Source organism: Desulforamulus reducens MI-1, assembly GCF_000016165.1.
Taxonomy (GTDB): domain Bacteria; phylum Bacillota; class Desulfotomaculia; order Desulfotomaculales; family Desulfotomaculaceae; genus Desulfotomaculum; species Desulfotomaculum reducens.
Genome location: NC_009253.1, coordinates 2,077,694 through 2,101,662 on the forward strand (window position 1 = coordinate 2,077,694; position 23,969 = coordinate 2,101,662).

General features: G+C 40.3%; 25 protein-coding genes. 5 read left to right on the top strand and 20 right to left on the bottom strand.

Annotated elements, in window-relative coordinates; all coding sequences use genetic code 11:
• Window positions 1-209 precede the first annotated feature (209 nt).
• The 11 genes from DRED_RS10095 to DRED_RS10130 form a co-directional block, all read right to left on the bottom strand.
• Complete coding sequence (locus DRED_RS10095) at window positions 210-1,109, bottom strand: 3-hydroxyacyl-CoA dehydrogenase family protein (RefSeq protein ID WP_011878224.1); 900 nt, start codon at window positions 1,107-1,109, stop codon at window positions 210-212.
• 165 nt (window positions 1,110-1,274) lie between these two features.
• A complete protein-coding gene (locus DRED_RS10100) occupies window positions 1,275-2,150 on the bottom strand; it encodes a CoA-transferase subunit beta (protein WP_011878225.1) in 876 nt (291 codons plus the stop codon).
• 193 nt (window positions 2,151-2,343) lie between these two features.
• Window positions 2,344-3,468, bottom strand: coding sequence for a thiolase family protein (locus tag DRED_RS10105; RefSeq protein WP_011878226.1), 1,125 nt, complete (start codon window positions 3,466-3,468; stop codon window positions 2,344-2,346).
• A 497-nt stretch (window positions 3,469-3,965) separates the two neighbouring features.
• The gene (locus tag DRED_RS19570; protein WP_274376887.1) at window positions 3,966-4,097 is read right to left on the bottom strand and encodes a hypothetical protein; all 132 of its coding nucleotides are present in this window, start codon (window positions 4,095-4,097) and stop codon (window positions 3,966-3,968) included.
• A gap of 350 nt (window positions 4,098-4,447) precedes the next feature.
• Window positions 4,448-4,600, bottom strand: coding sequence for a hypothetical protein (locus DRED_RS19575; protein ID WP_198006885.1), 153 nt, complete (start codon window positions 4,598-4,600; stop codon window positions 4,448-4,450).
• Window positions 4,601-4,622: 22 nt separating this feature from the next.
• Window positions 4,623-5,426 carry a thiamine pyrophosphate-dependent enzyme gene (locus DRED_RS10110; protein ID WP_337998934.1) on the bottom strand — a complete coding sequence of 268 codons (804 nt, stop codon included), beginning with the start codon at window positions 5,424-5,426 and terminating at the stop codon, window positions 4,623-4,625.
• The gene (locus tag DRED_RS18305; RefSeq protein WP_274376888.1) at window positions 5,422-5,574 is read right to left on the bottom strand and encodes a thiamine pyrophosphate-binding protein; all 153 of its coding nucleotides are present in this window, start codon (window positions 5,572-5,574) and stop codon (window positions 5,422-5,424) included. The genes DRED_RS10110 and DRED_RS18305 overlap by 5 nt, the downstream gene beginning before the upstream one ends.
• A 414-nt stretch (window positions 5,575-5,988) precedes the next feature.
• On the bottom strand, window positions 5,989-6,924 hold the full coding sequence (locus DRED_RS10115; protein WP_011878228.1) for an NAD-dependent epimerase/dehydratase family protein: 936 nt from the start codon (window positions 6,922-6,924) through the stop codon (window positions 5,989-5,991).
• A 42-nt stretch (window positions 6,925-6,966) separates the two neighbouring features.
• On the bottom strand, window positions 6,967-7,962 hold the full coding sequence (locus DRED_RS10120) for a GDP-mannose 4,6-dehydratase (protein ID WP_011878229.1): 996 nt from the start codon (window positions 7,960-7,962) through the stop codon (window positions 6,967-6,969).
• Entirely contained in the window at window positions 7,943-8,740 is a 798-nt protein-coding gene (gene rfbF / locus DRED_RS10125) for a glucose-1-phosphate cytidylyltransferase (RefSeq protein ID WP_011878230.1), read from the bottom strand. Before rfbF ends, DRED_RS10120 begins: the two co-directional genes overlap by 20 nt.
• Window positions 8,697-9,443, bottom strand: coding sequence for a glycosyltransferase family 2 protein (locus tag DRED_RS10130; RefSeq protein WP_011878231.1), 747 nt, complete (start codon window positions 9,441-9,443; stop codon window positions 8,697-8,699). Before DRED_RS10130 ends, rfbF begins: the two co-directional genes overlap by 44 nt.
• A gap of 102 nt (window positions 9,444-9,545) precedes the next feature.
• Between DRED_RS10130 and DRED_RS10135 the strand changes: the two genes are divergently transcribed.
• Together DRED_RS10135 and minC are read left to right on the top strand one after the other, a co-directional pair.
• Window positions 9,546-10,961 (top strand): MptA/MptB family glycosyltransferase, encoded by a 1,416-nt coding sequence (locus tag DRED_RS10135; RefSeq protein WP_476580507.1) that lies wholly within the window; start codon window positions 9,546-9,548, stop codon window positions 10,959-10,961.
• 121 nt (window positions 10,962-11,082) lie between these two features.
• Window positions 11,083-11,757: a septum site-determining protein MinC gene (minC, locus tag DRED_RS10140; RefSeq protein ID WP_011878233.1), complete on the top strand. Its 675-nt coding sequence runs from the start codon at window positions 11,083-11,085 to the stop codon at window positions 11,755-11,757.
• A 99-nt stretch (window positions 11,758-11,856) separates the two neighbouring features.
• On the opposite strand, the gene DRED_RS10145 is transcribed toward minC, so the two are convergent.
• From DRED_RS10145 to DRED_RS10155, 3 genes are all read right to left on the bottom strand, one after another.
• A complete protein-coding gene (locus DRED_RS10145) occupies window positions 11,857-12,393 on the bottom strand; it encodes an NUDIX hydrolase (protein ID WP_011878234.1) in 537 nt (178 codons plus the stop codon).
• A 244-nt stretch (window positions 12,394-12,637) separates the two neighbouring features.
• Entirely contained in the window at window positions 12,638-14,119 is a 1,482-nt protein-coding gene (locus tag DRED_RS10150) for a sensor histidine kinase (RefSeq protein ID WP_011878235.1), read from the bottom strand.
• The gene (locus tag DRED_RS10155) at window positions 14,116-14,808 is read right to left on the bottom strand and encodes a response regulator transcription factor (RefSeq protein WP_011878236.1); all 693 of its coding nucleotides are present in this window, start codon (window positions 14,806-14,808) and stop codon (window positions 14,116-14,118) included. Before DRED_RS10155 ends, DRED_RS10150 begins: the two co-directional genes overlap by 4 nt.
• A 233-nt stretch (window positions 14,809-15,041) precedes the next feature.
• Here DRED_RS10155 and DRED_RS10160 point away from each other — a divergent pair, with 233 nt between their 5' ends.
• Window positions 15,042-15,803, top strand: coding sequence for a CpaE/TadZ family protein (locus DRED_RS10160; protein ID WP_011878237.1), 762 nt, complete (start codon window positions 15,042-15,044; stop codon window positions 15,801-15,803).
• 47 nt (window positions 15,804-15,850) lie between these two features.
• On the opposite strand, the gene DRED_RS10165 is transcribed toward DRED_RS10160, so the two are convergent.
• The 5 genes from DRED_RS10165 to cobC form a co-directional block, all read right to left on the bottom strand.
• The gene (locus DRED_RS10165; RefSeq protein WP_011878238.1) at window positions 15,851-17,230 is read right to left on the bottom strand and encodes a tRNA uridine-5-carboxymethylaminomethyl(34) synthesis enzyme MnmG; all 1,380 of its coding nucleotides are present in this window, start codon (window positions 17,228-17,230) and stop codon (window positions 15,851-15,853) included.
• A gap of 378 nt (window positions 17,231-17,608) precedes the next feature.
• The gene (guaB, locus tag DRED_RS10170) at window positions 17,609-19,063 is read right to left on the bottom strand and encodes an IMP dehydrogenase (protein WP_011878239.1); all 1,455 of its coding nucleotides are present in this window, start codon (window positions 19,061-19,063) and stop codon (window positions 17,609-17,611) included.
• Window positions 19,064-19,166: 103 nt separating this feature from the next.
• Window positions 19,167-19,556, bottom strand: a complete 390-nt coding sequence (locus DRED_RS10175; protein ID WP_041274575.1) for an FxsA family protein — start codon at window positions 19,554-19,556, stop codon at window positions 19,167-19,169.
• A 93-nt stretch (window positions 19,557-19,649) separates the two neighbouring features.
• Window positions 19,650-19,874, bottom strand: a complete 225-nt coding sequence (locus DRED_RS10180; RefSeq protein ID WP_011878240.1) for a hypothetical protein — start codon at window positions 19,872-19,874, stop codon at window positions 19,650-19,652.
• A gap of 93 nt (window positions 19,875-19,967) precedes the next feature.
• Window positions 19,968-20,594, bottom strand: coding sequence for an alpha-ribazole phosphatase (cobC, locus tag DRED_RS10185; RefSeq protein WP_011878241.1), 627 nt, complete (start codon window positions 20,592-20,594; stop codon window positions 19,968-19,970).
• 703 nt (window positions 20,595-21,297) lie between these two features.
• Between cobC and DRED_RS10190 the strand changes: the two genes are divergently transcribed.
• Window positions 21,298-22,533: an IS110 family RNA-guided transposase gene (locus DRED_RS10190; protein WP_011876481.1), complete on the top strand. Its 1,236-nt coding sequence runs from the start codon at window positions 21,298-21,300 to the stop codon at window positions 22,531-22,533.
• Window positions 22,534-22,717: 184 nt separating this feature from the next.
• On the opposite strand, the gene cobU is transcribed toward DRED_RS10190, so the two are convergent.
• The gene (gene cobU / locus DRED_RS10195) at window positions 22,718-23,275 is read right to left on the bottom strand and encodes a bifunctional adenosylcobinamide kinase/adenosylcobinamide-phosphate guanylyltransferase (RefSeq protein ID WP_011878242.1); all 558 of its coding nucleotides are present in this window, start codon (window positions 23,273-23,275) and stop codon (window positions 22,718-22,720) included.
• A gap of 110 nt (window positions 23,276-23,385) precedes the next feature.
• On the opposite strand from cobU, the gene DRED_RS10200 reads away from it, so the two are divergent.
• The gene (locus DRED_RS10200) at window positions 23,386-23,907 is read left to right on the top strand and encodes an HDIG domain-containing metalloprotein (protein ID WP_011878243.1); all 522 of its coding nucleotides are present in this window, start codon (window positions 23,386-23,388) and stop codon (window positions 23,905-23,907) included.
• Window positions 23,908-23,969 lie beyond the last annotated feature (62 nt).

The window sequence follows — 23,969 nt, forward strand, 5'->3', positions numbered from 1 at the left end:
TAAAAATTATTTAACTTGTCCAAAAATCCAACCTCACAAATCACCAAAAATAGAGATACACCATCAGTTTTTATAAATGAGCGAAGAAGGCCCTTACCTATCGCGATTCTCCCCGCAGGTAAGAGCCCTTAAAATAGTATATTCAAATTACAAGTTAATCAGCCAATTACAAATACTGTACATTCCTACGTTCTCTTTTGGGATTAATTCTAACTTTTAGAATAATCGTAAAATCCCCTGCCGGTCTTGACACCAAGATGTCCTGCTCGGACCTTTTGTTTAAGGGCCTGAGAGGGACGGAACTTAGGATCGCCGAATTCCTTGTAGAAATACTCAATTACCATTAATAGTACATCAATACCTATCAAATCACACAAGGCCAGCGGTCCTATAGGCATGTTGGCACCTAGTTTCATGGCTTCGTCAATTTCCTCCACAGAAGCCACACCTTCCTGGTAAGTGTGGGCAGCGTCATTTAGGTAAGGAACTAATATGCGGTTTACGATAAAACCTGGTGCTTCATTGGCCTTTATAGCAGTTTTACCAATTATTTTACATGCTTCTATAGCTAATTCTACTGTTTCCTGGCTAGTTTCAACGCCGGGAATTAACTCCACCAGTTTCATAACGGGTACCGGGTTAAAAAAGTGCATTCCCACAACCCTATCCGGTCTACCACTGGCTGCCCCGATTTCGGTAATACTAAAGCCTGAAGTATTCGAAGCAATAACTGTGTTGGGTGCACATATTTCATTTAATTCCTTGAAAACCTTTTTCTTTACGTCTAGGTTTTCAACTACCACTTCAATCACTAGGTCACAATCTTTGAAATCATTATTATTGGTGCTTAATTTTATGTTTTGAAGGTAACTGGCCTTATCCTGATCAGTGATTTTCCCCTTGGTCACACTCTTTTCCCAATTCTTCATCATACCTGCCAGTGCCTTATCTACATATTTTTGTTCAATATCTACCAGTACAACCTGTAACCCTGACTGAGCACCTACTTGGGCAATCCCCGCTCCCATGGTGCCAGCACCCAATACCCCCATCTTTTTAATGGCCACAATAATCTCCCCTTTTTTAAACTTATATCCATAGGTGAGCATAATTAATTTGCAAATGTATCAAGCTATTTCACCGAAACATCTATAACAGTTCTTATAAAAATACTAAAACGCATCTGATTGAATATTCTGAATTAAATCCATAAAGAGGATTTAGTTACCTACTTAAAACTATACCCAGTAACCAGTAGCACTTTAAAGATTACTTTACATTCCCTTTTCTTTCATCAGCTTAAGCATAGGTTTGTAACTATCTTCAAACATATTCATAAATGTCTCAAAGTCACCGGCCAAGAGGCTACGGCCATTCCCCAGGTAAACAGCCAGTGGGTCCAGCGTGCGCATTATCATTACTTGTTCTTCAGTAGGCAGTTCAGTTTCGCTAAGGTTAGGAGATATCGCTAAGTCCCATTTAACAGCGGCTTTAATATTTTCCAGTTTTACCCCGGGATGGATTTTTTCAAGGTACATTTCCCTAGTATCAACATCAAATCGGTACACTCCCATGGTGGTTATGACAGCTACAGGACCTCCTCCACATAACCCTGCCTGTTCACGGGCACCAGGTCGGCCATCAAGATAACCCGGTGAGGTTAAATAATCAAGTTTCTCCACAAAATTCCTACCGTCCTGGCGCATCATTATTAAGATACGATTGGCAGATGAAGCTAGGTCATTGGCTCCTCCACTCCCGGCCAAGCGTACCTTGGGATTATAATAATCAGTACCAATAAATGTTGAATTCAAATTACCAAACTTATCTATTTGTGCTCCGCTTATGCAGGCTACATCCACAAAGCCAGCCTGTTGTGCACCCATGACTTCCCTTTGGTTCCCGGTGTAATAAGCCCGCTCATTATTTACAGCGCAATTTACACACATTGGCAGACGCCTGGGTGACGGACCTACCGCCCCATACTCTACCATCATATTAAAGTTAGGAGCATGGGTAAATTTTGCCACCGTTGCTGCCATCAGAGGCATACCAACCCCAATAAATGCCAGTTCCCCATCTTGAATTTCTCTAGCCGCTGCGGCTGTCATTAATTCAGGCAGAGTATAATCCTTTGCGTAATTAATCATACCTATCACCTCACTTCTCCAAAGCGCTGGTATTTATGTTCACTCAGCATCAAACGGTAAAGACGATCATATCCTATCATTTTGCAGTAATCATCCCAATCCTTTGTGCCAAGGACATACTTATTTAGCCAAGCTTCGTAGCCTTCTTGGGTGGCAAATTAACACCTCTAAACAATGATTTTTTTATTAAAGGCTATATTTCTCTGCTCCATAGGGAAGCCATCGCTGGTCCATCTCCAACACACAGGGAAGCTCCACCCAGAGTCAGTCCCAGGCGTTCCATTTCATAGTATAAAGATACTATTAGACGTAGACCGGTACATCCAACCGGGTGTCCCAGAGCGATTCCAGAGCCATTATGGTTGACTTTATCCAATGTTAATTCCATGCCATAATCTTCTTTTAGCATCCTGCCTACCCCCAAGAACTGAGCAGCAAAGGCCTCGTTAATTTCCCAATACTCTATATCTTCAAAGTTCAGGTTAGCCTTTTTAAGGACTTTAGGAATAGCCACTGCTGGACCCAATCCCATTACTGTAGGTTCTATTCCCTCACTGCAAATGTTGACTAATCTTAAAAGCGGCTTGATACCCAATTCCCTTGCTTTCTCCTTAGACATTAGGATAGTTGCTGCTGCTCCATCATTGATACCAGAAGCATTGGCGGCGGTAACTGTTCCTCCTTTTTTAAAAACCGGGGGTAATTTACTCATTGCTTCAAGATTGGCATCAGCTATTAAATGCTCATCTTTTTCAAAATAAGTTACCTGTCCTTTTTTTCCTTTAAGCTCTACCGGCACTACCTCTCGTTTAAAAGTTCCCTCTTCAACTGCTTTGCTGGCACGTTGGTGACTAATAAGGGCCAGTTGGTCACATTCATCGCGGGTAATTCCATATTTTTCGGCAACATTTTCTGCGGTTATGGCCATATGAGCACCCGTAAAAGGGCAGAATAAAGCATCACGAATCAGGCCATCCTCAACAGTTTGTGCATTCATCCTGTAACCCATCCTTGCATTTGGGAGCAAATAAGGAACGTTGGTCATACTTTCTGTACCTACCACCAAAGCAATGTCTGTATTACCAAGCATGATATTATGAGCGGCAATTTCAAGGGCCCGCATACCAGAGGTACAATTTTGGTTAACATTAACTGCACTACTCTTAACATCTAGTCCGCAGGCCATTCCTACCCATCGTGCTGGCAACGAGCCTTGCATATGAGGATAAACCTGCCCCAGGGTAATTTCATCAACCATGGATGGATCAATTCCTGCCCGCTTGATGGCTTCCTTCCCTACAGTAATATCAACTCCCATATTGCACCACAGTTCCTAACCCCTTAAATCCATTACTCATACCTCCTGTTTTTTGTAGTAATTACTTCTACAAGTAGCTTTTAATAGCAAAAATCTCTCACTTTCTATAACGCAACTAATGTGCCAGAATATTAAGATATATAAAACCTTTATTTTTCTGGGTTTAACAAAGAACAGCATACCTATGTAATGTTTTAATATTTGTTTATTGGCCACAAGAACGGTAAATTTGGCAAGAAATATAATTACGGTTTTTAGAAAATATTGGGGCACTAAGTTTTTTGGGGCAAATTTTTGGCCATATTTCTATAGCTTTTTAATTATGTACCTCAATTAAGTGTAAAAAAAGAAAAAGGACCACTTGGTGGTCCTCAGACTTTCAAGAAACGGGCTCTTTATTAGTATACCGAATGAAACATATTTATTAAACCTTTTAAATAACAAGTTCTAAATAAAAACACAGCATTTTGCTGTGTTTTTATTTAGACTAATTTTATTTAGACTAATAGGTTTTTATGCCTTAACAAAGTATCTATAATAGCATTGCTATCCAGTGTTACATTGGGAACTACCCATAGGGCCAAAGCCACAATAGCCATTGACAACACTGTAATTATTATCTTTCTCAACTTTTAGTCATCCCTTCCTCATTTTGTCTAAGTTAGTTCCATTAAGTTTAATATTATAACAAAAACCTTATGTCATTTCCGCTAACCTGAAGTTTATACAAGTTATAAAATTTTGTAAACATTTTATAACTTGTTTTTTATGATTTCTAGCGTCCAGATGACATGTATAAGATCCTATGACTTGGAGAATTTTATCTTAATACTTATAGAATGTGGGTGATTAAATTGTTAAAAATGGGAACCGTATTCTATGCACTGATTATTGGCTTTATCCTCCTGTTTCTGTTTGCCCTTGCAGCAACAAAAATAAAAATACGCTAAGCAGGGGCTTCATTCACTACTATATTCAATTAGTTTATTTTAGTCCCCGGAACCATAGTATCACTACTAATCACATCAATAATCGCTGGTTTCCTAAAAGATAACACACTTGTAAATACTTGCTCCAACTGATCGCATTTTTCTACCCGATACCCTACTCCACCACAGGACTTTGCAAACAAAGCAAAATCAGGGTTAAGCAAATCAACTCCCTGTGGGTATTAAATTGCCAGTGAGCATTCTATTCTTTTCTTCAATTAAACCTCCATTGTTAACAATAATAATAACAATAGGCATATTGTATTTTACAGCAGTTGTAAAGTCTGCCAACAACATGCCAACACCACCATCGCCAACCAGTGCCACAACTTGTCGGGAAGGTTTTGCAATCTTGCATGCTAGGGCGGCTGGCAGCCCAAAACCCATCGTCCTCCATTTTCCAGATAGAATAATCCTCTGTTCCTTTGGCACGAAATCCCTGCCGAACCAAATGGTATGATCTCCTGTATCAAGGCAAACAACAGCATTATCTTCTAGGGACTTAGACATGGCACTGGCAATCTTAGCAGGTGGTACAGGTTGACCTTGACCAGAGGCCTCCTTATAAACCTGTGTATGCCAAGCAACATGGGCTTTTTTTATCCTTTCACGCCAGCCCTCACGATTCTTTTGGGTCAATCTGGAACTAATTTGCGGTAATATTTCAGTAGCATTGCCAACTATACCATAGTCCACTTGACTTCCCAAACCCACATTGGCCGGAATGGTATCCAATTCAATAACGGGAATATGTTTGGGAGTATAATCGTCGGGCCACCAATTCACCCCAATTCGAAAGCAAATATCTGCTTCTTTCAATATGCTTTCGACATAGGCGTTTCCGGCATGCCCCAGACCACCCACGGCCAAAGGATGGTCACCGGAAATGACGCCCATACCTCCTAATGTATGCAATACTCCCGCTCCCCATTTCTCAGCCAGTTCTAAAATCTCATTTCTCCGGTTAATTTAGCATAGGCCGAGGCGCCATCAGTGAAGCCGTTTCCTCATGTCTTACAGCATAGTATTTGATCGTATTTTGTCTGGCCAAGGCATCTAACAGATAGAATATACCATCCCCCACAACACCAAAAACATTTTTCACACCCCATGCCACCAATTAATCTACCATAACCTAGGCAACTGTTCTAGACATTCGTCAACCTCCTATGGATTTTGACTTTAGTCTTACCAATCATATCTTACCCATTCAAAACTTTATAGCAATGTAGTTTCACACTGGGCCTGACCATTCCATATAGTAAATCATCAACTTAAAAGGAGGTCTGGTCTTATGTCTCGTACAGCACTATACATTTGTCTTGGATTTTTGATTTTTTTAATTTTAATTGTTTTGCTGCTATTTCTCTTTTTTTAAGGAAACCACGCAAAACATAAACCTCCTTTATGGCGGTTTTATTTGCAAATCAGAAAGTATAAAATTTTCCGACTTGCATAAGGGCAACTAAGGCTTACACCGTCGCCTAAAGGCTCTCGTGCCCTATAGGGTATGGCGTAAGCCAAGTTTTTTCTATAGCAAAGTCCCTTGGTACCAACTGATGGTATCCATAATCCCCTTTTCCAATGATACCTTAGGTTGCCAGTTTAGAACCTGTCGTGCCAGTTGTGTATCCACACAATAGGCAAACTGTTCCCCCTGTGCATAGGGCCTTTCACCAATTCGTAAAAGCTCGGTGCGTCCTAGCGAGGTGGCAACGGTCATTGCCACCTCCTTCAGCGGATAGGATTGACCCATGCCAATATTCAATATCCCACCCCTTGCCCTTGGGGTATTGGCTGCCAGCCATAATGCCTCTACCACGTCGTTTACATGAATAAAATCCCTATACTGCTCGCCGCCAGTCATGGCAAAGGGCTGCTCCAATAATAAACTCTTTATTAACTGACTCAAAAAAAATTGTTCTCCCTGCCCTGGTCCGTAAACCAGGGCCAGCCTTAAAGTAACCACCGGCAACTTGAAATAGTTATAGCAAAGACAACCTAAGGCCGTGGCAGCAGCCTTTGCTGTGCCGTAGGCAGAGGTCGGGTACAATGCCTGGTGTTCCCGGTACGGTGTAGGCCCCCTCCCGTATTCGGCAACACTCCCTACCAATATAACAGACTGGCAATTTACACCCTGCAAGGAACGTAGAAGGTTCATGGTCCCCAATAAGTTGATTTCATAGGCCTGTAACACATCTCTCCAGGAATGTCCATTAGGTCTTAACCCCGCTAGGTGGCACACAATTTCTGGTTGAAAGTATTGAACCACAGCTTTCATCTGGTCATAATCAAGAATATTTGCCTGTAAGAATTCTTCATGGTCATTTTTTAAAGTTCCCACGAGTTTACTCTTGCGAAGTACACCTACCTGCATATTCTCCTTACATAAACGACTAACCAGATGGGTTCCTATAAAACCACTGGCCCCCGTCACTAGAACTCTCTTTTTTACTCCCAATTTCATTCACGTCCTTGGAAAACCCCTTATGCCCCCGACAAAACCACGTCACTCCATGGTATACTTGACTGGTCTTCGATCCATCAGAAACTTGCGGTACCATTCGATGGTAACGGACAGCCCCTTAGTCAGGTCCCACCGGGTATGCCAATTTAATCGTTCTTTGGCCTTGCTACTATCACTATATTGGTGAAGTATTTCCCCGTTCATATGTTTCCTAATTTCCGGCACGAACTCCTTACCCGCTATCCTTATTATTTCTTGCACAATTTCCAGTACTTGATAGGGCTGCTGAGGTGCAAAATTAAAGGCCTCACCCATAACATTGGAACGATGCAGATTTTTTGCCAGAGTTAGGTAGGCATCCACAGCATCTTCTACATAGAGGTATTCCCGGAGGGGGCTGCCATCACTACGCAGTACAGGCGGTCGACCTTCCAGCACCGCCTTGATGGTCCCTGGAATGATGCGATTAAAATTCAAGTCCCCCCCACCGTATACATTGGCCAATCTGGTTATGGCAACAGGTAGTCTATAAGTATGATAATAACTCTGGGCAAGCAAATCGGTGCAGGATTTAGAGACATCATAGGGGTGTTTTCCCCTTAAAGGTTGATCTTCTCTATAGGGTAACTCTTTACTGTCACCATATGCCTTATCGCTGGAAGCAACCACAACCCTTTCAACGGTGGGAGACAGTCGGCAGGCCTCTAGAACTATCCAAGTCCCTCTCAAATTTGATTCAAAAGTTGACAAAGGTGACCGGTTGGCAATGGTAACAATGGTTTGGGCAGCCAGATGAAACACCGTATCAATTTCATACTCTGCCATAACCCTGCTCATAAATAGAAAATCGGTAATATCACCATGGGCAACAACCATCCTGTTGATGGTCTGTTCCTGCAGTAGATTTCCGTAGCCCAAACGATCCCGAACAATCCCTACCACATTAGCCCCTTCATCAACTAGCCTGCGAGTCAACCAACTGCCAATTATTCCTGAGCATCCGGTTATCAGCACATTTTTATTTTGCCAAAGATTCATTTTTCCAAACCTCCCAGGGAGCATGCCCTACCTGCCAAAGTTTATTTAGCTGCTCCATATCTCGGTATGTGTCCATACAATGCCAAAAACCTCTGTGTTTAAATACTTTTAATTGACTATCCATGGTTAAATGTTCCAAGGGTTCCCGCTCTAAAACACAATCATCCTGATTAGTTAGATAGTTAAAGATTTCTCGACGAAAGACAAAAAAACCACCATTTATCCAACCACGGGTAACCTGTGTTTTTTCACTAAAGGTTTTAACAGTATCCCCTTGCACAGCCAATTCACCAAACCGAGATAAAGGCCGAACTCCTGTTACCGTGGCTAAGCAACCATGGGACCTGTGAAAATGATATAGTTCAGCTAAATCAACATTACAAAGACCGTCACCGTAGGTGACCATAAAATCCGCTGCATCACCAATATATTTTTCTATTCTTTTTAACCTACAACCAGTCATGGCCTCAATTCCTGTATCGGCCAGGGTTACCTGCCAGTCCAAATCCTGTTTCCTATGTATTTGTATTTCCGAACGTGAGTCAAAACTGATTGTTAGGTCATTATTCATTAAATCGTATTGAATAAAGTATTGTTTAATCATTTCACCTAAATACCCCAGACACAAAATAAAATCTTTGAAACCGTAATGGGAATAATATTTCATGATATGCCAAAGTATTGGTTTTTTCCCCACGGTTACCAGTGGCTTCGGTCTGAAAGCCGTTTCTTCTTTAAGCCGGGTCCCTTTTCCCCCACATAAAATCACTACTTTCATAAAAGACACCTCTTTTACGGTAGAAAGCCATATTCTTGATAAACTCCCACACCGTTCTTATTCGAACACTGGAATGACCACCCATACGACGGTGAAATGCTACCGGAACTTCTCCTATGGAAAAATTTAAGTATTGGGATTTTAGTATAACTTCCGCATCCAAAAACCAATCCTTTGCACAAAGATTTAATTGTTCGTAACATGTACGACTCATGATTTTGGGTGATCCATTGATATCCCCAACATTTACCTTAAATGTATATACAAATGCTCGATTAAATATGTGTGATGTCAATTTCCGAATTGGGCCATCCTCCCGCTGGCATCGATTAACCTTGCAAAGGTGATATTTCCCCTCTAGTAAAGTATTGAAAACCTTTGAAACATCAGAGGGATCAATCTGACCATCTCCCCCCATGAAGCCCAGGTAATCACCACAGGCCCAGCGTAGACCGTTGATGATTCCCCAGCCATAACCATGATTTATGGATACTGTAATTACTTTGATACCAGAATTCCTCTTAGCTAAGTCATCCAAAAGCCATCCGGTCTTGTCTGTTGAACCATTATTAACCAAAATTAATTCATATTTGATTTGTTCTTTTTCTAACACTTGTTGAAGTTCCAGTACCACCCTTTCAACATTTTCTTCTTCGTTATAAAAGGGAATAATCATAGATAATTTGGGATGATAGGTAATCATAGGGTTGCTCCTTTATCTCACTATTTTCCCAATAGAGTTTGACCAACATTTTTCAGTTCTATACTGGTTATACTAGCAAATATATGAAAAATAAAACCATGGGTGATTCCTTTGACAAATTCCCTTGGATCTTTAGGCTGGAAAACCTTCTTTCTATGGCTTGTCCTTCTAATACCAGGTATTGTCGGTTTTTTAAAAGGACAAGGCTTCAATGATTTATACAAGAACTACTGGGGACAACTTTTACCGTCAGCAAATCTGCATGTAACCGAGGCAGTTGTCCTCATCTTTATTTTTGTCCCAGTGTTTCTTCTATATTGGCGGGCCATCAAAATCAGCCGAAGGTCCCGTCTGGTTGAGGTAACAGCATGGACCACCCTTTTTACTGTGACACTTATGCTCCTCTTCCCCTTTGCCTGTGATGATATCTATTACTATATTGCCAGCGGTCAACTACAGGCTACTTATGAAATGAATCCCTATTTTAAAACCGCCCATCAAGTTAGCCATTGGTCTATGGACCCCTTTCTCCGTACCACAGGGTGGGGCTTTTTATTAAGCCCCTATGGACCAATTTGGAATATGACTTCCTCCTTGTTAGTAGTATCGGCCAACGATCAATTTTGGCTTGCCGTGGGACTTTTTAAAGCTTTTGCGGGCTTACTGCACATGATCAATTTCTTTCTAATAGGTTTTATTGCCAAGCAGCTTGACCTACACCCTAGCCAGGCCATGACGATCTATGGTTGGAATCCCCTTATACTATTTGAATTACCCGGCCATGCCCATAACGATGTTCTTTTACTATTATTTTTAATTATTGCCTTTGTTTGTCTGGCAACAAAGTGGAAGCTTTTGGCCCTTCCTTTTTTAACCCTGTCCGCCATGGTCAAATATACCTCTGTTTTGCTAGGTCCTCTTATCATGCTATGGTTACTTCACAAAAAAAAATATCTTCCTTTGGTGTTTGGTACTTTTCTATCCATATTGCTAATACCCTTGGTGTGGATTCCCTATTGGAATGGTTTAGACACTTTGGAGGGTTTATTTCGACAAATAAACTTTTATTCCATTAAATCGCTGCACTATTTATTGCTGAATAGTCTGCCCCAATGGTTTCCTCATATGTTAAAGACCCAGGCCTTTCTATTAAGCTCTTGGGTAATGCTGGTACTTTTTGGTATAACCTATTTTCTTTTATTATTTTTCCTTTGGCGACAAAAAAAACAATTAGATATAATTGGACTAGCCCGCTTTGGGTGCATTGCATTTCTTTTATATCTCTTTTTTGTTAATAAATGGTTTCAACCCTGGTATTTTAGCTGGATGATCCCTTTAGTGGCCCTAACCCGTTGGCCCTGCGCAATATCCTTAACGGCACTATTATTATCCTGCACAGCAGAATTATCACGTGTACCACAATTACTTTTTGAAAATAACGGATTTCTGGTACAGGTGTTAACCGTTATCATTATCTGGTTACCGTTGGTTACTTACAGACAAATTAAAAATTTCTAGGGATAGGCCATAGAAATTAAAACAAATTAGCGTAATTTATTTTTAAAAAAGATTCTTAGAAGGAATTAGTCACCTACAGTCGAATATGTACTTAACATGTAAAAAATGGAAGGTGACCTTTATGAATGATGCGGTCAGTATCAAAGGAACAAGGCACGGGCTGTTAATTTTAGTAGATCCTAACAGCGATTTTGAGGAGATAAAACAAAATTTATATAAAAAAATGGAAGCAGCCCGTGGATTTTTTAAAGGTGCAAAATTTGCTTTTTCTCAGGTTGATAACGAGCAATCAAGGGCCCTCGAGGAAATTTGTCAGCAATATGGTTTGATTTATCAGCCAGATATAAAAGATAAAATTAACAATAGCCCTGTAAATTCAGTAAAGACTCCCTTGGACAAAGCCCAAGAAACAGATATAAAAGCTTCTGATACAAAAGACACAGATACCTTATTAGTAAAAAGAAGCCTCCGTTCGGGCCAGCAAATCCACTACCCCGGACACGTGGTTGTGCTGGGCGATGTCCATGCCGGAGCTGAAATCCTAGCCTATGGCAATGTACTGGTAATGGGTGCCTGCCGTGGTGTTGTTCATGCCGGGGCAAATGGTAACCAAGCTGCCCGTGTCATTGCTCATCGGTTATGCCCTGCCCAACTCAGAATCGGCACTTCCATTGCCTGTGCTCCCTCTGACTCCCAGGACCATGCTAATTACCCAGAGATTGCCTATCTTTCCAAGGATAGTCAAATCATTGTGGAATACTACAACAGCAGGCGGCCTGCAGGAAGGACCGCTTAATTAAATATGAGATCTTTGTCTTTAAACAATAAGAGTCATTGATTAAATGGAGAAAGCCCCCGCTCCTTCCGAAAGTGGAATGAGCGGGGGCTTTTTTAACTATCTATATTTCTTTTCAACCGCTAGGAGGCCTGCAATGGTTTTGCCATCCTGGATTTTCCCCTCAAATATCATCTGAATAGCTTGATCAAAGGGAACCTCTTCAACTTTTACAAATTCATCTTCATCGGGGCTTTGCTCCCCTTCAGTAAGTCCTGTAGCCAAAAATAGATGCATTCGTTCAGAAGAAAAACCAGGCGTTGTATAAAAATCACAGATTTTTTGAATGGATCTAGGCTTATAACCAGTTTCTTCCTGCAATTCCCGGAGGGCACATTGTTCCGGATTTTCATCTTGATCCATCTTCCCAGCAGGTAATTCCATCAGTACTTCCCCCACTGGATAACGATATTGTTTAACAAGTAAAACTTTATTGTCTTCCTTCACGGCCACCACAGCCACCGCCTGGGAAAACTCCACAACTTCCCGGCTGCCTTCCCTACCATTTGGCAGAGTTACTTGATCCACCCGTAGATTGAGAATTTTTCCTTCATAGACCAGCTTTGAGGCTATGGTTGTTTCCACTAAATCCTTCACAATTACACAACTCCTCTATTCGTTTTACCTAAGCATTATTCCCGTTGGAGAATATTTTTCCTTCTGGAAAAATCTATTTCGTATTCAATAGATATCTTGGATTATTACAATCAGGAATGTTACCAAACCAGGCCATTGCTACTCTGGGAGGTATCAAACAAGCAAACCCTTATACATGCAACGGAAACCTTCGTTTTGCTGTTTTGGGTTACCCTGATGACGTTGCAAAATGGCTAAAGCTTTTCTAGTTTTGCCCTGTGGATTTTCCACCTTGTTCTTTCGGAATGGTAAATATAAAGGTTGTTCCTTCCCCTTCTCTGCTTGTTAGGCAGACCGTCCCACCGTGAAGTTCTATTAATTGCTTAACAATGGACAGGCCTAGGCCTGTCCCCCCAGCTGATCGAGAACGGGACTTATCTACTTTATAAAATTTATCCCATACCAAATTTCTTTCAGCTTCCGGGATACCCGGGCCGTTATCGCTGATTTGTACTTTAATTTTATCAGGGAAATCCTTTAGCTCAATGGTAACCTCTGATCGCGAGAACCGAAGGGCATTGTCAATTAAATTGATCAAAACTTGGCCTAAGCGATCTGTATCCAGATAAAGGATTACTGGTTGTTCTGGCACGGAAAGGTTTAATATAATTCCCCTTTGCTTGGCAAGATGCTGCATTCTGGATACTACATTGAAAAATATCTCTGAGGCATTCACCTTTTCCTTATATAAGTTAACCTGTCCAGTCTCTATTTTTCTCATATCTAAGAGTTCGTTAGACAACCGTTTTAACCGTAAGGACTCTTCATATATGTTAATTAAAAAGTCCCTTTGTTTATCTTTGTCTTCAATTACCCCATCTAGCAAAGCCTCTGCATTTCCTTGTATAATGGTTAGCGGTGTTCGAAGTTCGTGAGATACTCCTGCAACAAAATCTCTTCGGGTATCGTCAATTCGCCTCAATTGATTAATTTTCTCCTCCAAATCATGGGAGAGGGTGTTCAGCGAATCCGCTAGCATGCCAATTTCATCTTTAGACTTTATGTTGATACTCCTACTATAATCCCCACGGGACATTGCATTAGCTACGTCTTTCATTTTAAGCAAGGGTCTTGAAAGTGAACGGGATAGTAACCAGCTAAACAATGTTGCTAACACTAGGCCAAAAAGAAGACTGTATACACTCATACTCTGTAAAGCCTTAATGTTCGTATCAATGGCTTGACGTGGTGTGCTTAAAACCAACACTTCTCCAATGATTTCTTCTTTTTTTACAGGAACCGCCACAGTGATAACATCCACACCAAACATTGGATGATGACCTTTAAAAATAATCTCCTTACCAGCAAGAATATCTTTCATGTTTAGACCAGTTAATATACCATACATACCATAACCATTTCCATGCATGCCCATTTGGTGTTTGGGTCCCCTGCTCCAGCCTCCACGTGTTTTATAAATAATTTGCCCATCTCTGTTAACAAGGAATGCAGTGGCCCCTTGTAAATTATCTGCTAAATACTCCATTTCCTGTGCCACTGCCATTGGTTCGTCTATTTGTATTTTAACTGCCAATTTCCTGGTAGCCTCTAATAATTGCTCAATTTGTTGATCATAATAAGTGCTCTTTAGCAACCACATTTGTGTCAATGTAGAGGCGCCCATTGCTAATAAAACCAATAGAGATGTTGCTAACCAGAGTTTTTTTACTATACTGCCACCAATCATTTAGTTACCTCAAATTTATAACCCACACCCCAGACCGTTGTAATGGCTTGCTTTGTCCCTTCCATATTGAGTTTATCCCTCAGGCGATTTATATGAGTATCAACAGTACGTAAATCGCCATAAAAGTCATAACCCCAAACGTTTTCTAATAAATTCTCACGGCTAAAAGCACGACCCGGAGTTTTGGCCATAAAATAAAGTAAGTCAAATTCCTTGGGGGTTAAGGCAATTTCACTTCCCCGTACCTCCACGGTTCGATTATCAGGATTAATGGTCAATTCTGAGAAACTCAGTATCGCTGTACGATCTTCTTGGATGATTGGCTGTGCAGCTACTCGTCTTAAAATAGCATTGATCCTAGCTACCAGTTCTCTAGGGCTAAAGGGCTTAACAATATAATCATCTGCCCCAACCTCCAATCCAATAATCCGATCGATTTCATCTCCCTTGGCAGTTAACATAATAATTGGGATGTTGGAAATTTTTCTAATTTCCTTACATAGGGACAAACCATCTGGACCAGGTAACATTATATCCAGAACGACCATATCAAAGTGAGAACTTTTAATACTATCTACTACCCGATTGCCGTTGTCCAACTCGTCTACTTCAAAGCCTTCCTTGACCAAATAAACCTTTATTAGATTTCTGATTTTCTCCTCATCATCAACAATTAACAGCTTGGGCAAACTAATCACCTTTTTCTATAACTTGAATACGCTTTTATTATACCACGCCATGAACCCTACAAAAAATCAGAGTATAAAAGGTTCCACTGTATACTGCGTTGTGTAAGGTATTTAAGCATAAAACTATTTCCTGTAAATTATCTATAAATTTTGTCAACTGAATAACTATTGTATTTGTATGGTAATTATGGCATATTAAGACTATATCAAACATTATTCTAGGGAGGCGAAAAATGAAAACCATTGTTATACACAGTATTCATAAAGGCGAAGGTAAAACAAAGGTTGCTAAAGAATTAGCCGGTTATTTACAGTTGCAGGGAAATAATGTCCTGTTGGCTGATCTAGATTTTATTACAGACTCTCATAGGAGGGCCTTGGGCTTACCCAGTTCACCCAACCTTGAAGATATGTTAAAGGATATTGATGCCCAGGCTAATCATAAACCTTATTTTGATATAAAATTCTCTGCAGAAGAAATGGATAACTACTTATTAACTCATAGTTCTGGGATACGAGTTTTATCTTCAGAAAATGCTCAATACCTTTCTGAGGATGAACATATCGCCCAGAAATTAAGAACAGTAGTTAGAAACCTTAAATCCCTTTCCTTTGATGTTTTAATCGTTGATACCGACAGCACCGAGCGTGATTATAATCAGGCAATTTTTAATGAAGCGGATCAGGTGCTAATTGTTATGGATAATTTTAGATATAACGTCAAGGATGTAAAAATTTTTATTCATAAGATGCAACAAATGGATTTCTCCACACAAAACTTCAAAATTATCTTTAATAAAGTTCCCAGTCCAGTTCAGGTTACCACTGAGGACATTGAGAAAGATACCGGTCTACAAGTAATTGGCATCGTTCCTGTACTTGACAGACCTTGCCAGCCTTCTTCGGGAACCGAAGATATCTGCTTGAATGTGGCAGACCCAAAGAACGTCGACTTTATTACTGCTATAAAAGAAGTAGTTGACGGATTAATTTAAAAATATAAATGGGATGCAATTTGTTGCATCCCATTTATATTTTTAAATTACCATCCCAAAATACTACTTACTCTCTTGGCAATTCGTACCAGAGGTCGGCTTAAGGACTCTTCCAGTTCCCTTTTTTCAGATTGTAATTTGCTAAGTTCTTGCTTCGTTAAACGCAGGGTTCTTTGTAGGTCTTCCCCACCTTCCAGCGCTTCCTTCAAATCATTGCTTAAAATATTAATATCCTGCTGTAACTTGCGTTCCTCAATATTTGATAATTGTTGATATTTTTCAATCTTCTGCTTAAGATCAACAATTTCTGTTTGCAGTTCTGCCACTCTAGTACTGTAACGTTCCTTTAATTCAGCTAAACGAGCTTTATTCTCCCGATCCCGCTCTTTATACTGTTGTAATTTACTAAATAGACCCTCCAGACTTATTTGATTTTTTTCTGCAATTTCTTTGATTCTTGCGTTTTCTTTCTCCTTCTCTTGACATTTTCGTACCCATAATCGACATTGATATAATATACTATTGGCTTTATTTTCGTTTCTCTCTAATTCATGACGATATCTTAAAATCTCTTTTTTTCGCATGTTTAATAACAAATCTTTTTCGGAAAGTTGAGTAGCTAACTGATTGTACTGTTCCACCATGGATGACCTTTGGGCCAGCGCCGCCGCTGCTTCTTTTTGTGCAGAACCTATTTCTTTTAATTGAAACTGAAGTTGCTCATTTTTTTTAAATAATTTTAACCGATCAGTTTGCCATTGCTCCTTTTGCTTAATAATGATATTAATATATCGCTTTACCAAGTGATCATATAGAGAATGTGCTTGTTGGTTATAAATCCATACATCAGAACTTACCCTTTCAAAGTAGGGAAATTTATTTAAAACCTGTTGAACAGCTGGCTTACTGGTGGCACGCCATTCATTTACACATTCAAACAATTGCTGTGTTGAAAGACCCCCTTGATGCATTTTTAAAGCTTTAATTATTAAATGTTTTAACGAATACTGTTCTGCTTCCACATTCCATTCCGTTAAACCCCAACTGCCATTTTCCAGTTGAATAAAACGTCCATCAGGCATCAAGGCTGCTTCTTCTGCTAACTTTCTCACTCTTTTTTTCCGTGCAACGGAATTGGTAACAACTTGGCGAAGAGCCACGGGTTGCTGTTTTTTAATAAGAAATGCATAAAAATGATCATTATCGGGATATCCCTGTAATTTTAAGCACCATTTACCATTTTCATCTTTGCAGAAGCATGCATGTTGTTTTAAGCATAATCGAATTCTCTCAATAACCTTATCCGTTGAGTAATCCTGAAGCATCTTTTTCTTTACGTAGGGTGCTATTTCTTCAACGGATAAACCATCAAAAAAGAAAAGAGTCTTTTTTAGTACATCCGTAAGAGAATTTAGCTTTGTGGTCACAGGTCTCCATCACCTTCCTGTACTATATTTCATTGGCAAAATAGGTATTTTATGCCTTTTCTTACTGTATTATTCACTTTCTGGCGGAAGTTACCTGCCAATTATTGTAATTTTTTTCCTACATATTCCTCTGCAACACTACAGAAATTTAGTTATTTTTATATACATAATGACTACCCTGTCGTGAAAGGTATAAATATTTTTGCTCCTGTCAAATAGTTTTATATTTATATTAGGTTGCCATTGGTTACGATCATATCCATTATATAGTGATTTTTATACTAAAATGCAAAACCCCCACGGACATTTTCTTGTCCGTGGGGGTTTCTTTAGCAAGACATAGTTACGAAGGCCCTTCGCTTACTTCAAATTAAATAATTAAAAACTATAGTTGGGTGCTTCCTTAGTAATATTAACACCATGAGGATGGCTTTCTTTCAAACCAGCCGGGGTTATACGAATAAATTTTGCATCTGTTTTAAGGTTGTTTATGGTGCGAGAACCAGTATAACCCATACCAGCCTTTAAGCCACCCACTAATTGGAATATCGTATCGGAAAGTTGACCCTTATAGGGAACGCGTCCCTCTACCCCTTCCGGTACCATCTTCTTGGCTTGCTCCTGGAAATAACGATCTCCACTACCTTTTTTCATAGCTCCTAGGGAGCCCATACCCCGATACACTTTGTAGCTACGACCCTGGTAAATTTCTTTTTCCCCTGGGCTTTCCTCTGTTCCGGCCAAAATACTTCCTAACATTACTACACTTGCTCCTGCAGCAATGGCCTTTACAATATCACCGGAGTATTTAATCCCTCCGTCTGCTATTACGGGTATACCATGTTTCATCGCTTCCTGGGCACAATCATATACAGCGGTGATCTGAGGTACACCAACGCCAGCAACAACCCGGGTTGTGCAGATAGACCCAGGTCCAATACCAACTTTTATCGCATTGGCACCTGCTTCAATGAGGTCTCTGGTGGCCTCGGTCGTTGCAACATTGCCAGCAATAATGTTCAAATTTGGGTAAGCTGACCGGATATTTTGAACTGTTTTTACAACTAAGGCAGAGTGGCCATGGGCTGTATCAACGACAATCACATCAACCTTTGCTTTTACAAGGGCTTGCACTCTCTCCATGGTGTCAGAGGCAACCCCCACTGCAGCTGCTACACGTAGTCTACCGCGGTGATCTTTCGCCGAATTGGGATATTCTTTAGCCTTTTTGATATCCTTGATTGTTATTAGACCCCGTAACTTACCATTTTCATCCACAATGGGCAATTTTTCAACCTTATGCTTCATTAAAATTTGTTTTGCTTCATCGAGAGTTGTCCCTACAGGTGCAGTAATTAAGTTATCCTTTGTCATAATGTCACCGCAAATGCGGTTATCATTTGTCTCAAATCGGAGATCTCGGTTCGTTAATATGCCCACTAACTTCCCATCCACAGTAATGGGAACTCCAGAAATATGGTACCTTTCCATTAACTCATGGGCCTCACTAACAGGGCTTTCAGGGGATAAAAATATGGGATCCGTTATAATACCATGTTCAGATCGTTTTACCTTGTCCACCTCTAATGCCTGACGTGCAATGGACATATTCTTGTGGATTACACCGATGCCACCTTCACGTGCCATAGCAATAGCCATACGGGATTCAGTTACAGTATCCATACCAGCACTCATAATAGGTACGTTCAATTTTATATCTTGGGTTAAGTAAGTGGATGTATCCACTTCCCTTGGTAAGACTTCTGAAGCTCCTGGTACCAGCAACACATCATCAAATGTCAGTCCAACTTTTGCAAATTTTTCAGGATACAAGTTGTGTTTCTCCCTTCCTATAGTGTCTAAAAAATTTTATTCATACATTATAGCACAGGATATTTAAAGGTTCCAGAAATTATCTTTAATTTGATTTTAACTATTACCTAAACCTAGCCATCTGATGCGGTATAACCCTCCCAGTAATCCATCTCTTCAATTTTTGCTTTATTATTCTTTGAATTGGTTTAATCAAAATACTTAAGCCAATAAAGTCGGTTAGTAAGCCAGGTGTCAAAAGTAATAATCCGCTTGCCAAAATGAATAATCCGTCTAACAGTGAATCGGCGGGTAAGTGTCCTAAGAAAAGCTCATATTTTATTTTTGTAAATGTAGATAACCCTTGCCGCCTAATCAAAAATAAACCCAGCAGCCCCAATGCTACTATAAGAGACAATGTAACCCATAGACCTAATCTCTTACCCGTCTCAATAATAATAAATAATTCTATAATCGGTACGATTAATAAAAGCACCAACAATCTAGGGAACAAACCAATCCCTCCCCGTTACTATAACTGATTAAGTAATACCTTAAGAAAAATCAGACTCTCCCATCCGGGCTTGAGTCTGCACATACAACTAAATCAATCTTGCCCCATGATCGAGCCGATTCCATGGGTCCAGAAATGTTCTTTTAAATAGCCTATGCATTTTGGTGTAACATCAAACTCTTCTGCTAGTTCTTCATCCGATTTATTATTCTTAATTCCTTCTATGAGTGTATCAAAATCCACACCAACTTCCTTTGCCTTCGTCTCTAGACTTGGCTCTGTACTCCAAGGTACCCTTGATCTAAGGTATTCTTCCATATTCATTTCCCTCCCTACCGATTGCTAAAAATAGTTTTTCTCAGTAGGGTAACTATTATCCAGAATTTATAATTTAAATAAATAAAAACCGCCCTAAGACGGTGTGTTTTTTAAATGGCAAGTATCGTTATACAATTCTAAAATCGCCTTTTCATAACCATGGTACTCAACAATGGTTAATGATACATTATCCAAACGTAGTTTCCAATAATGCTGAAAATCCATCCCCAAAGCATGGGCAACAATCATACGAATGACACCGCCATGAGCTGCTACCACCACAGTTTTACCAGCATGACGGTCTATTATTTCGTGCACAGCCTTTGCACAGCGCTCTGCAACATCCTGCAAACTCTCACCGCTGGGTATTTGGGTTGTAAATGGGTTAGCCCACCATTGTGAACTAAGTTCACCATAGTTTTGGGCTATTTCCTCAAAGGTAAGACCTTCCCATTCACCAAAATTTATTTCTCGGAGATCTGGCAGGTAATAAATCTGACATTGATGTTTCTTTGCCAGTATTTCTGCTGTTTCCATAGCCCTTGATAAATCACTGCTATAAAATGCGTCAATTTTAAGCTGACTTAACTTAGTCGTTAGGGTTTCCACTTGGCTTCTGCCTAAAACTGATAACGGTACATCGGAATGTCCTTGAAATCTGCCATCGGCATTCCACTGGGTTTCTCCATGTCGTACCAAATACATTCTGGTTTTTTTCATTGACGTCCCTCCTCGTATAATAGTAATAGATTCACTGGACAAACCTAATTTCCATAAATGGAATAAGGTGGAGTCCATGTATGAGAACCGGTTCTCGATAACGGGTATCGAGACCAGCTAAAATGATAACCAATTCCACACTGGGTGCAATAATGGTACCAGTCAGTCGCGCGGCTATTGTTTATGTGGATAAGGTCATTGTCTAAACTGAGTCTAAGTACCCTAAATATGGTGGTGATGTTTAGAAAACATACAAGATTATCCACAGTCAATCCCTGATCAGGGAGAGTAGATACTAATAACTACAGCTCCATAATTTAAGATATTGTGATTCTTAATGCCGGCCCCCTGGAGATTTCTTTTGAGGTTTCCTGACCGGGTCGGTTTTCTATTGCCTTTTTTACACTTCCAATTATTGTCTGGCAGTTCAGACCTCCCCATGGGACAATGGGATTAACAGGTTGTTCTCGGGATATTTCTTTCCCTCCTTGCGGACCTTTTGGTACTGCTTAATAAGCCTGCTACCCATGATCCATCATCGATGATCTAACCGCTGGTTGCACCTCTTTCCATGAAGGGGGAGTAGCACCCCGAATTGTCTTCATGTTAATGATGAGTGCTGATGACGAGGCAGCTTTCGATGGTTCCCATGGGCACCCAGGTCTGAGACCAACCTGATTTTTTAGAACAGGGAGGTGATCCTATGTCACAAATGTTGGTGGGAATAGACGTTAGCTTACAGTCTCACCATGTACAATTTATGGATGGAGACGGAGGGGCATTGGCTTCTTTTTCTATTCACAACAATCGGCAGGGGGCCGACACCCTCATTCAAAAGATTGTTGATACATCTGATAGAATCAAAAGTCAATCCCTTCGAATTGGTATGGAGGCAACTTCAAATCTGGGTTGGCACCTTGCTCACTATTTGCAAGAACAGCTTCAAACCACTTGCCCCCAAAAAGATACACAGATTTACGTTCTTAATGCACGAAAAGTGGCCCGTTTCAAAAAGGGGTATGACACCCTCCCAAAGAACGACCGCATCGATGCCTGGGTAATTGCAGACCACCTTCGTTTTGGTCGACTACCTCATGCCATGAAAGACATTATTCAATACGAGGCTTTGCAGAGGCTTACAAGGACACGATTTCACCTGATGCAAAATATCACTCGGGACAAAACCTATTTTCTTAATCAGGTCTTCTTAAAGTTTAGTGGTTTACGCCAGGATAACCCATTTTCCAATCTTTTTGGCAGCACCTGTCTTGCTGTTATCCAAGAACTAGAACCGGAACAAATTGTAGCCATGTCTATGGAAGAACTGGTTGATTTCTTAAAGGATAAAGGGAAAAACCGTTTCGATAATCCGGAGGAAATTGCTCTTTATCTTCAAAAAATTGCCCGGTCTTCTTATCGACTGAACAAGGCGATGGCTGACCCTGTGAATATTTCTTTGGCCACTATGCTTAATGTAATTAAACATATGGAATCGGAAGTGAAAAAACTGGACAAAGAAATCGCCAAAATCATGAAGGGCCTTCCCCAAACTTTAACTTCCGTTAAAGGGATTGGAGATGTTTTTACCGCCGGAATCATGGCAGAAACCGGAGATATCCAACGCTTTAAAGACCATAATGCTCTGGCTAAATATGCCGGTTTAACTTGGAACCAACATCAATCAGGTGAATTTGAAGCCGAAGATACCAGCAGAACCAGGACCGGGAACAAGTATCTTCGTTATTACTTAATTCAGGCTGCTGATTCTGTACGGAAGCATGTTCCTGAGTACAAAGACTTCTACCAAAAGAAATATGATGAAGTACCAAAACACAAACATAAAAGGGCTCTCGTCTTAACCGCTAGAAAACTGGTACGGTTGGTGTTTTCGCTACTAAACACCAGGCAACTGTACACTTCACCAGAGAGGAGGGGGTAACGTCTTTACCCTAAAATCTACTCTCTTTTCCATTTACACCATTTAAAGGGAATTTTTCTTTGCTTAACTGGTGGGCTTATTTTGTATACCCTTTTTTAGGGTATAGGGTACACTTTTGTTAAATTAATTTCCAATTTTTTAGAATCATTCTCTTGACATATCACCGCTGGGCTTAGTCATAGTCCTAATTACCTTTTAATGAAAGGGGTAGTCCTGCAGCCACAAAATAAACCTCACTGGCCCTTTGGGCAAAGATCTGATTGGCTAGGCCACTTATATCCCTAAATACCCGCCCCAAAGGATACTCCGGCACAATACTCAAACCTACCTCATTGCTTACAACTATGACTGTTGCATTAGTCTTTGAACAAACAAGCGCCAGCTCACTGGCTTCCTGCAAAATTTGTTTTTCTTTTTCAGCTAAATGGGCTTCATTAATATTCTGGTTTTCTAACAAAAGATTGGTTATCCAAAGAGTGAGACAGTCCAGTAATATTACATCATAACTGTCCCCCAATTCATTTATGACCTGCGTTACCTTTATGGGTTCCTCCCGGGTGTCCCAGGCATCGGGCCTTCTTTCCTGGTGTAACCTTACACGCCTCTTCATTTCATTATCATTAACGGTTGCTGTGGCCAGGTAAAGAACCCTTTGTCCCTGTATCTTAGCTATTTTTTCAGCATACTGACTTTTACCGCTTCGGGTTCCTCCCAAAACCAAAATAAGTTTGTTCTCTTTCAAGACCGCTCTCCTTTTCCATTGCTTTCTTTTCTTTAATTCATTATCATGGATATGATTATGGTTCTTGCCAAAGTCTCTAAAATCCTGCTATTCAATATAAGGGTGATAAAATGTTAACTCGTATAAGACAATTCTGGTTCGCTATTTTTAGTAAAATGGGTTCAGAGGATATTCAGTTTGTGCAAAGTCATTTAACCTTAGAGGAACAATCTTTGTTTTTTCAAATGGATCGCCCCACACAAACCCACTGTTTAAGGGTAGCTAATACTTGCCTTAAATTGTTAGGCTATAACTCTGGTCTTGATCAAAAAATATTAATTAAAGCGGCTTTGCTCCATGATATTGGTAAGCCTGCTAATTTAATCACAACCATTGATCGGGTATTGATTGTACTGCTTGGTGCCTTGACAAGAAAACCTATTGAAGACCTTTTAAAAGTTTTAAAGGGTCGGGGGCGTTTTTCAAAAGTGCTATCGGCTCACGCTATGCATCCACAGAAGGGTGCAGTAATGGCTAGAAATTTTGGATTACCTCAGGAAATTATTAATTTAATAGAAAAACATCATCAACCGATACAGTCAGCCGATCCCTCTGAACTGGCCATCTTAAAAAAAGCCGATGAACTAAATTAGTCGGCCTTATGAACTAAAGAAAACTTGGCTTACGCTTACCCTATAGGGCATGAGAGGCGTAA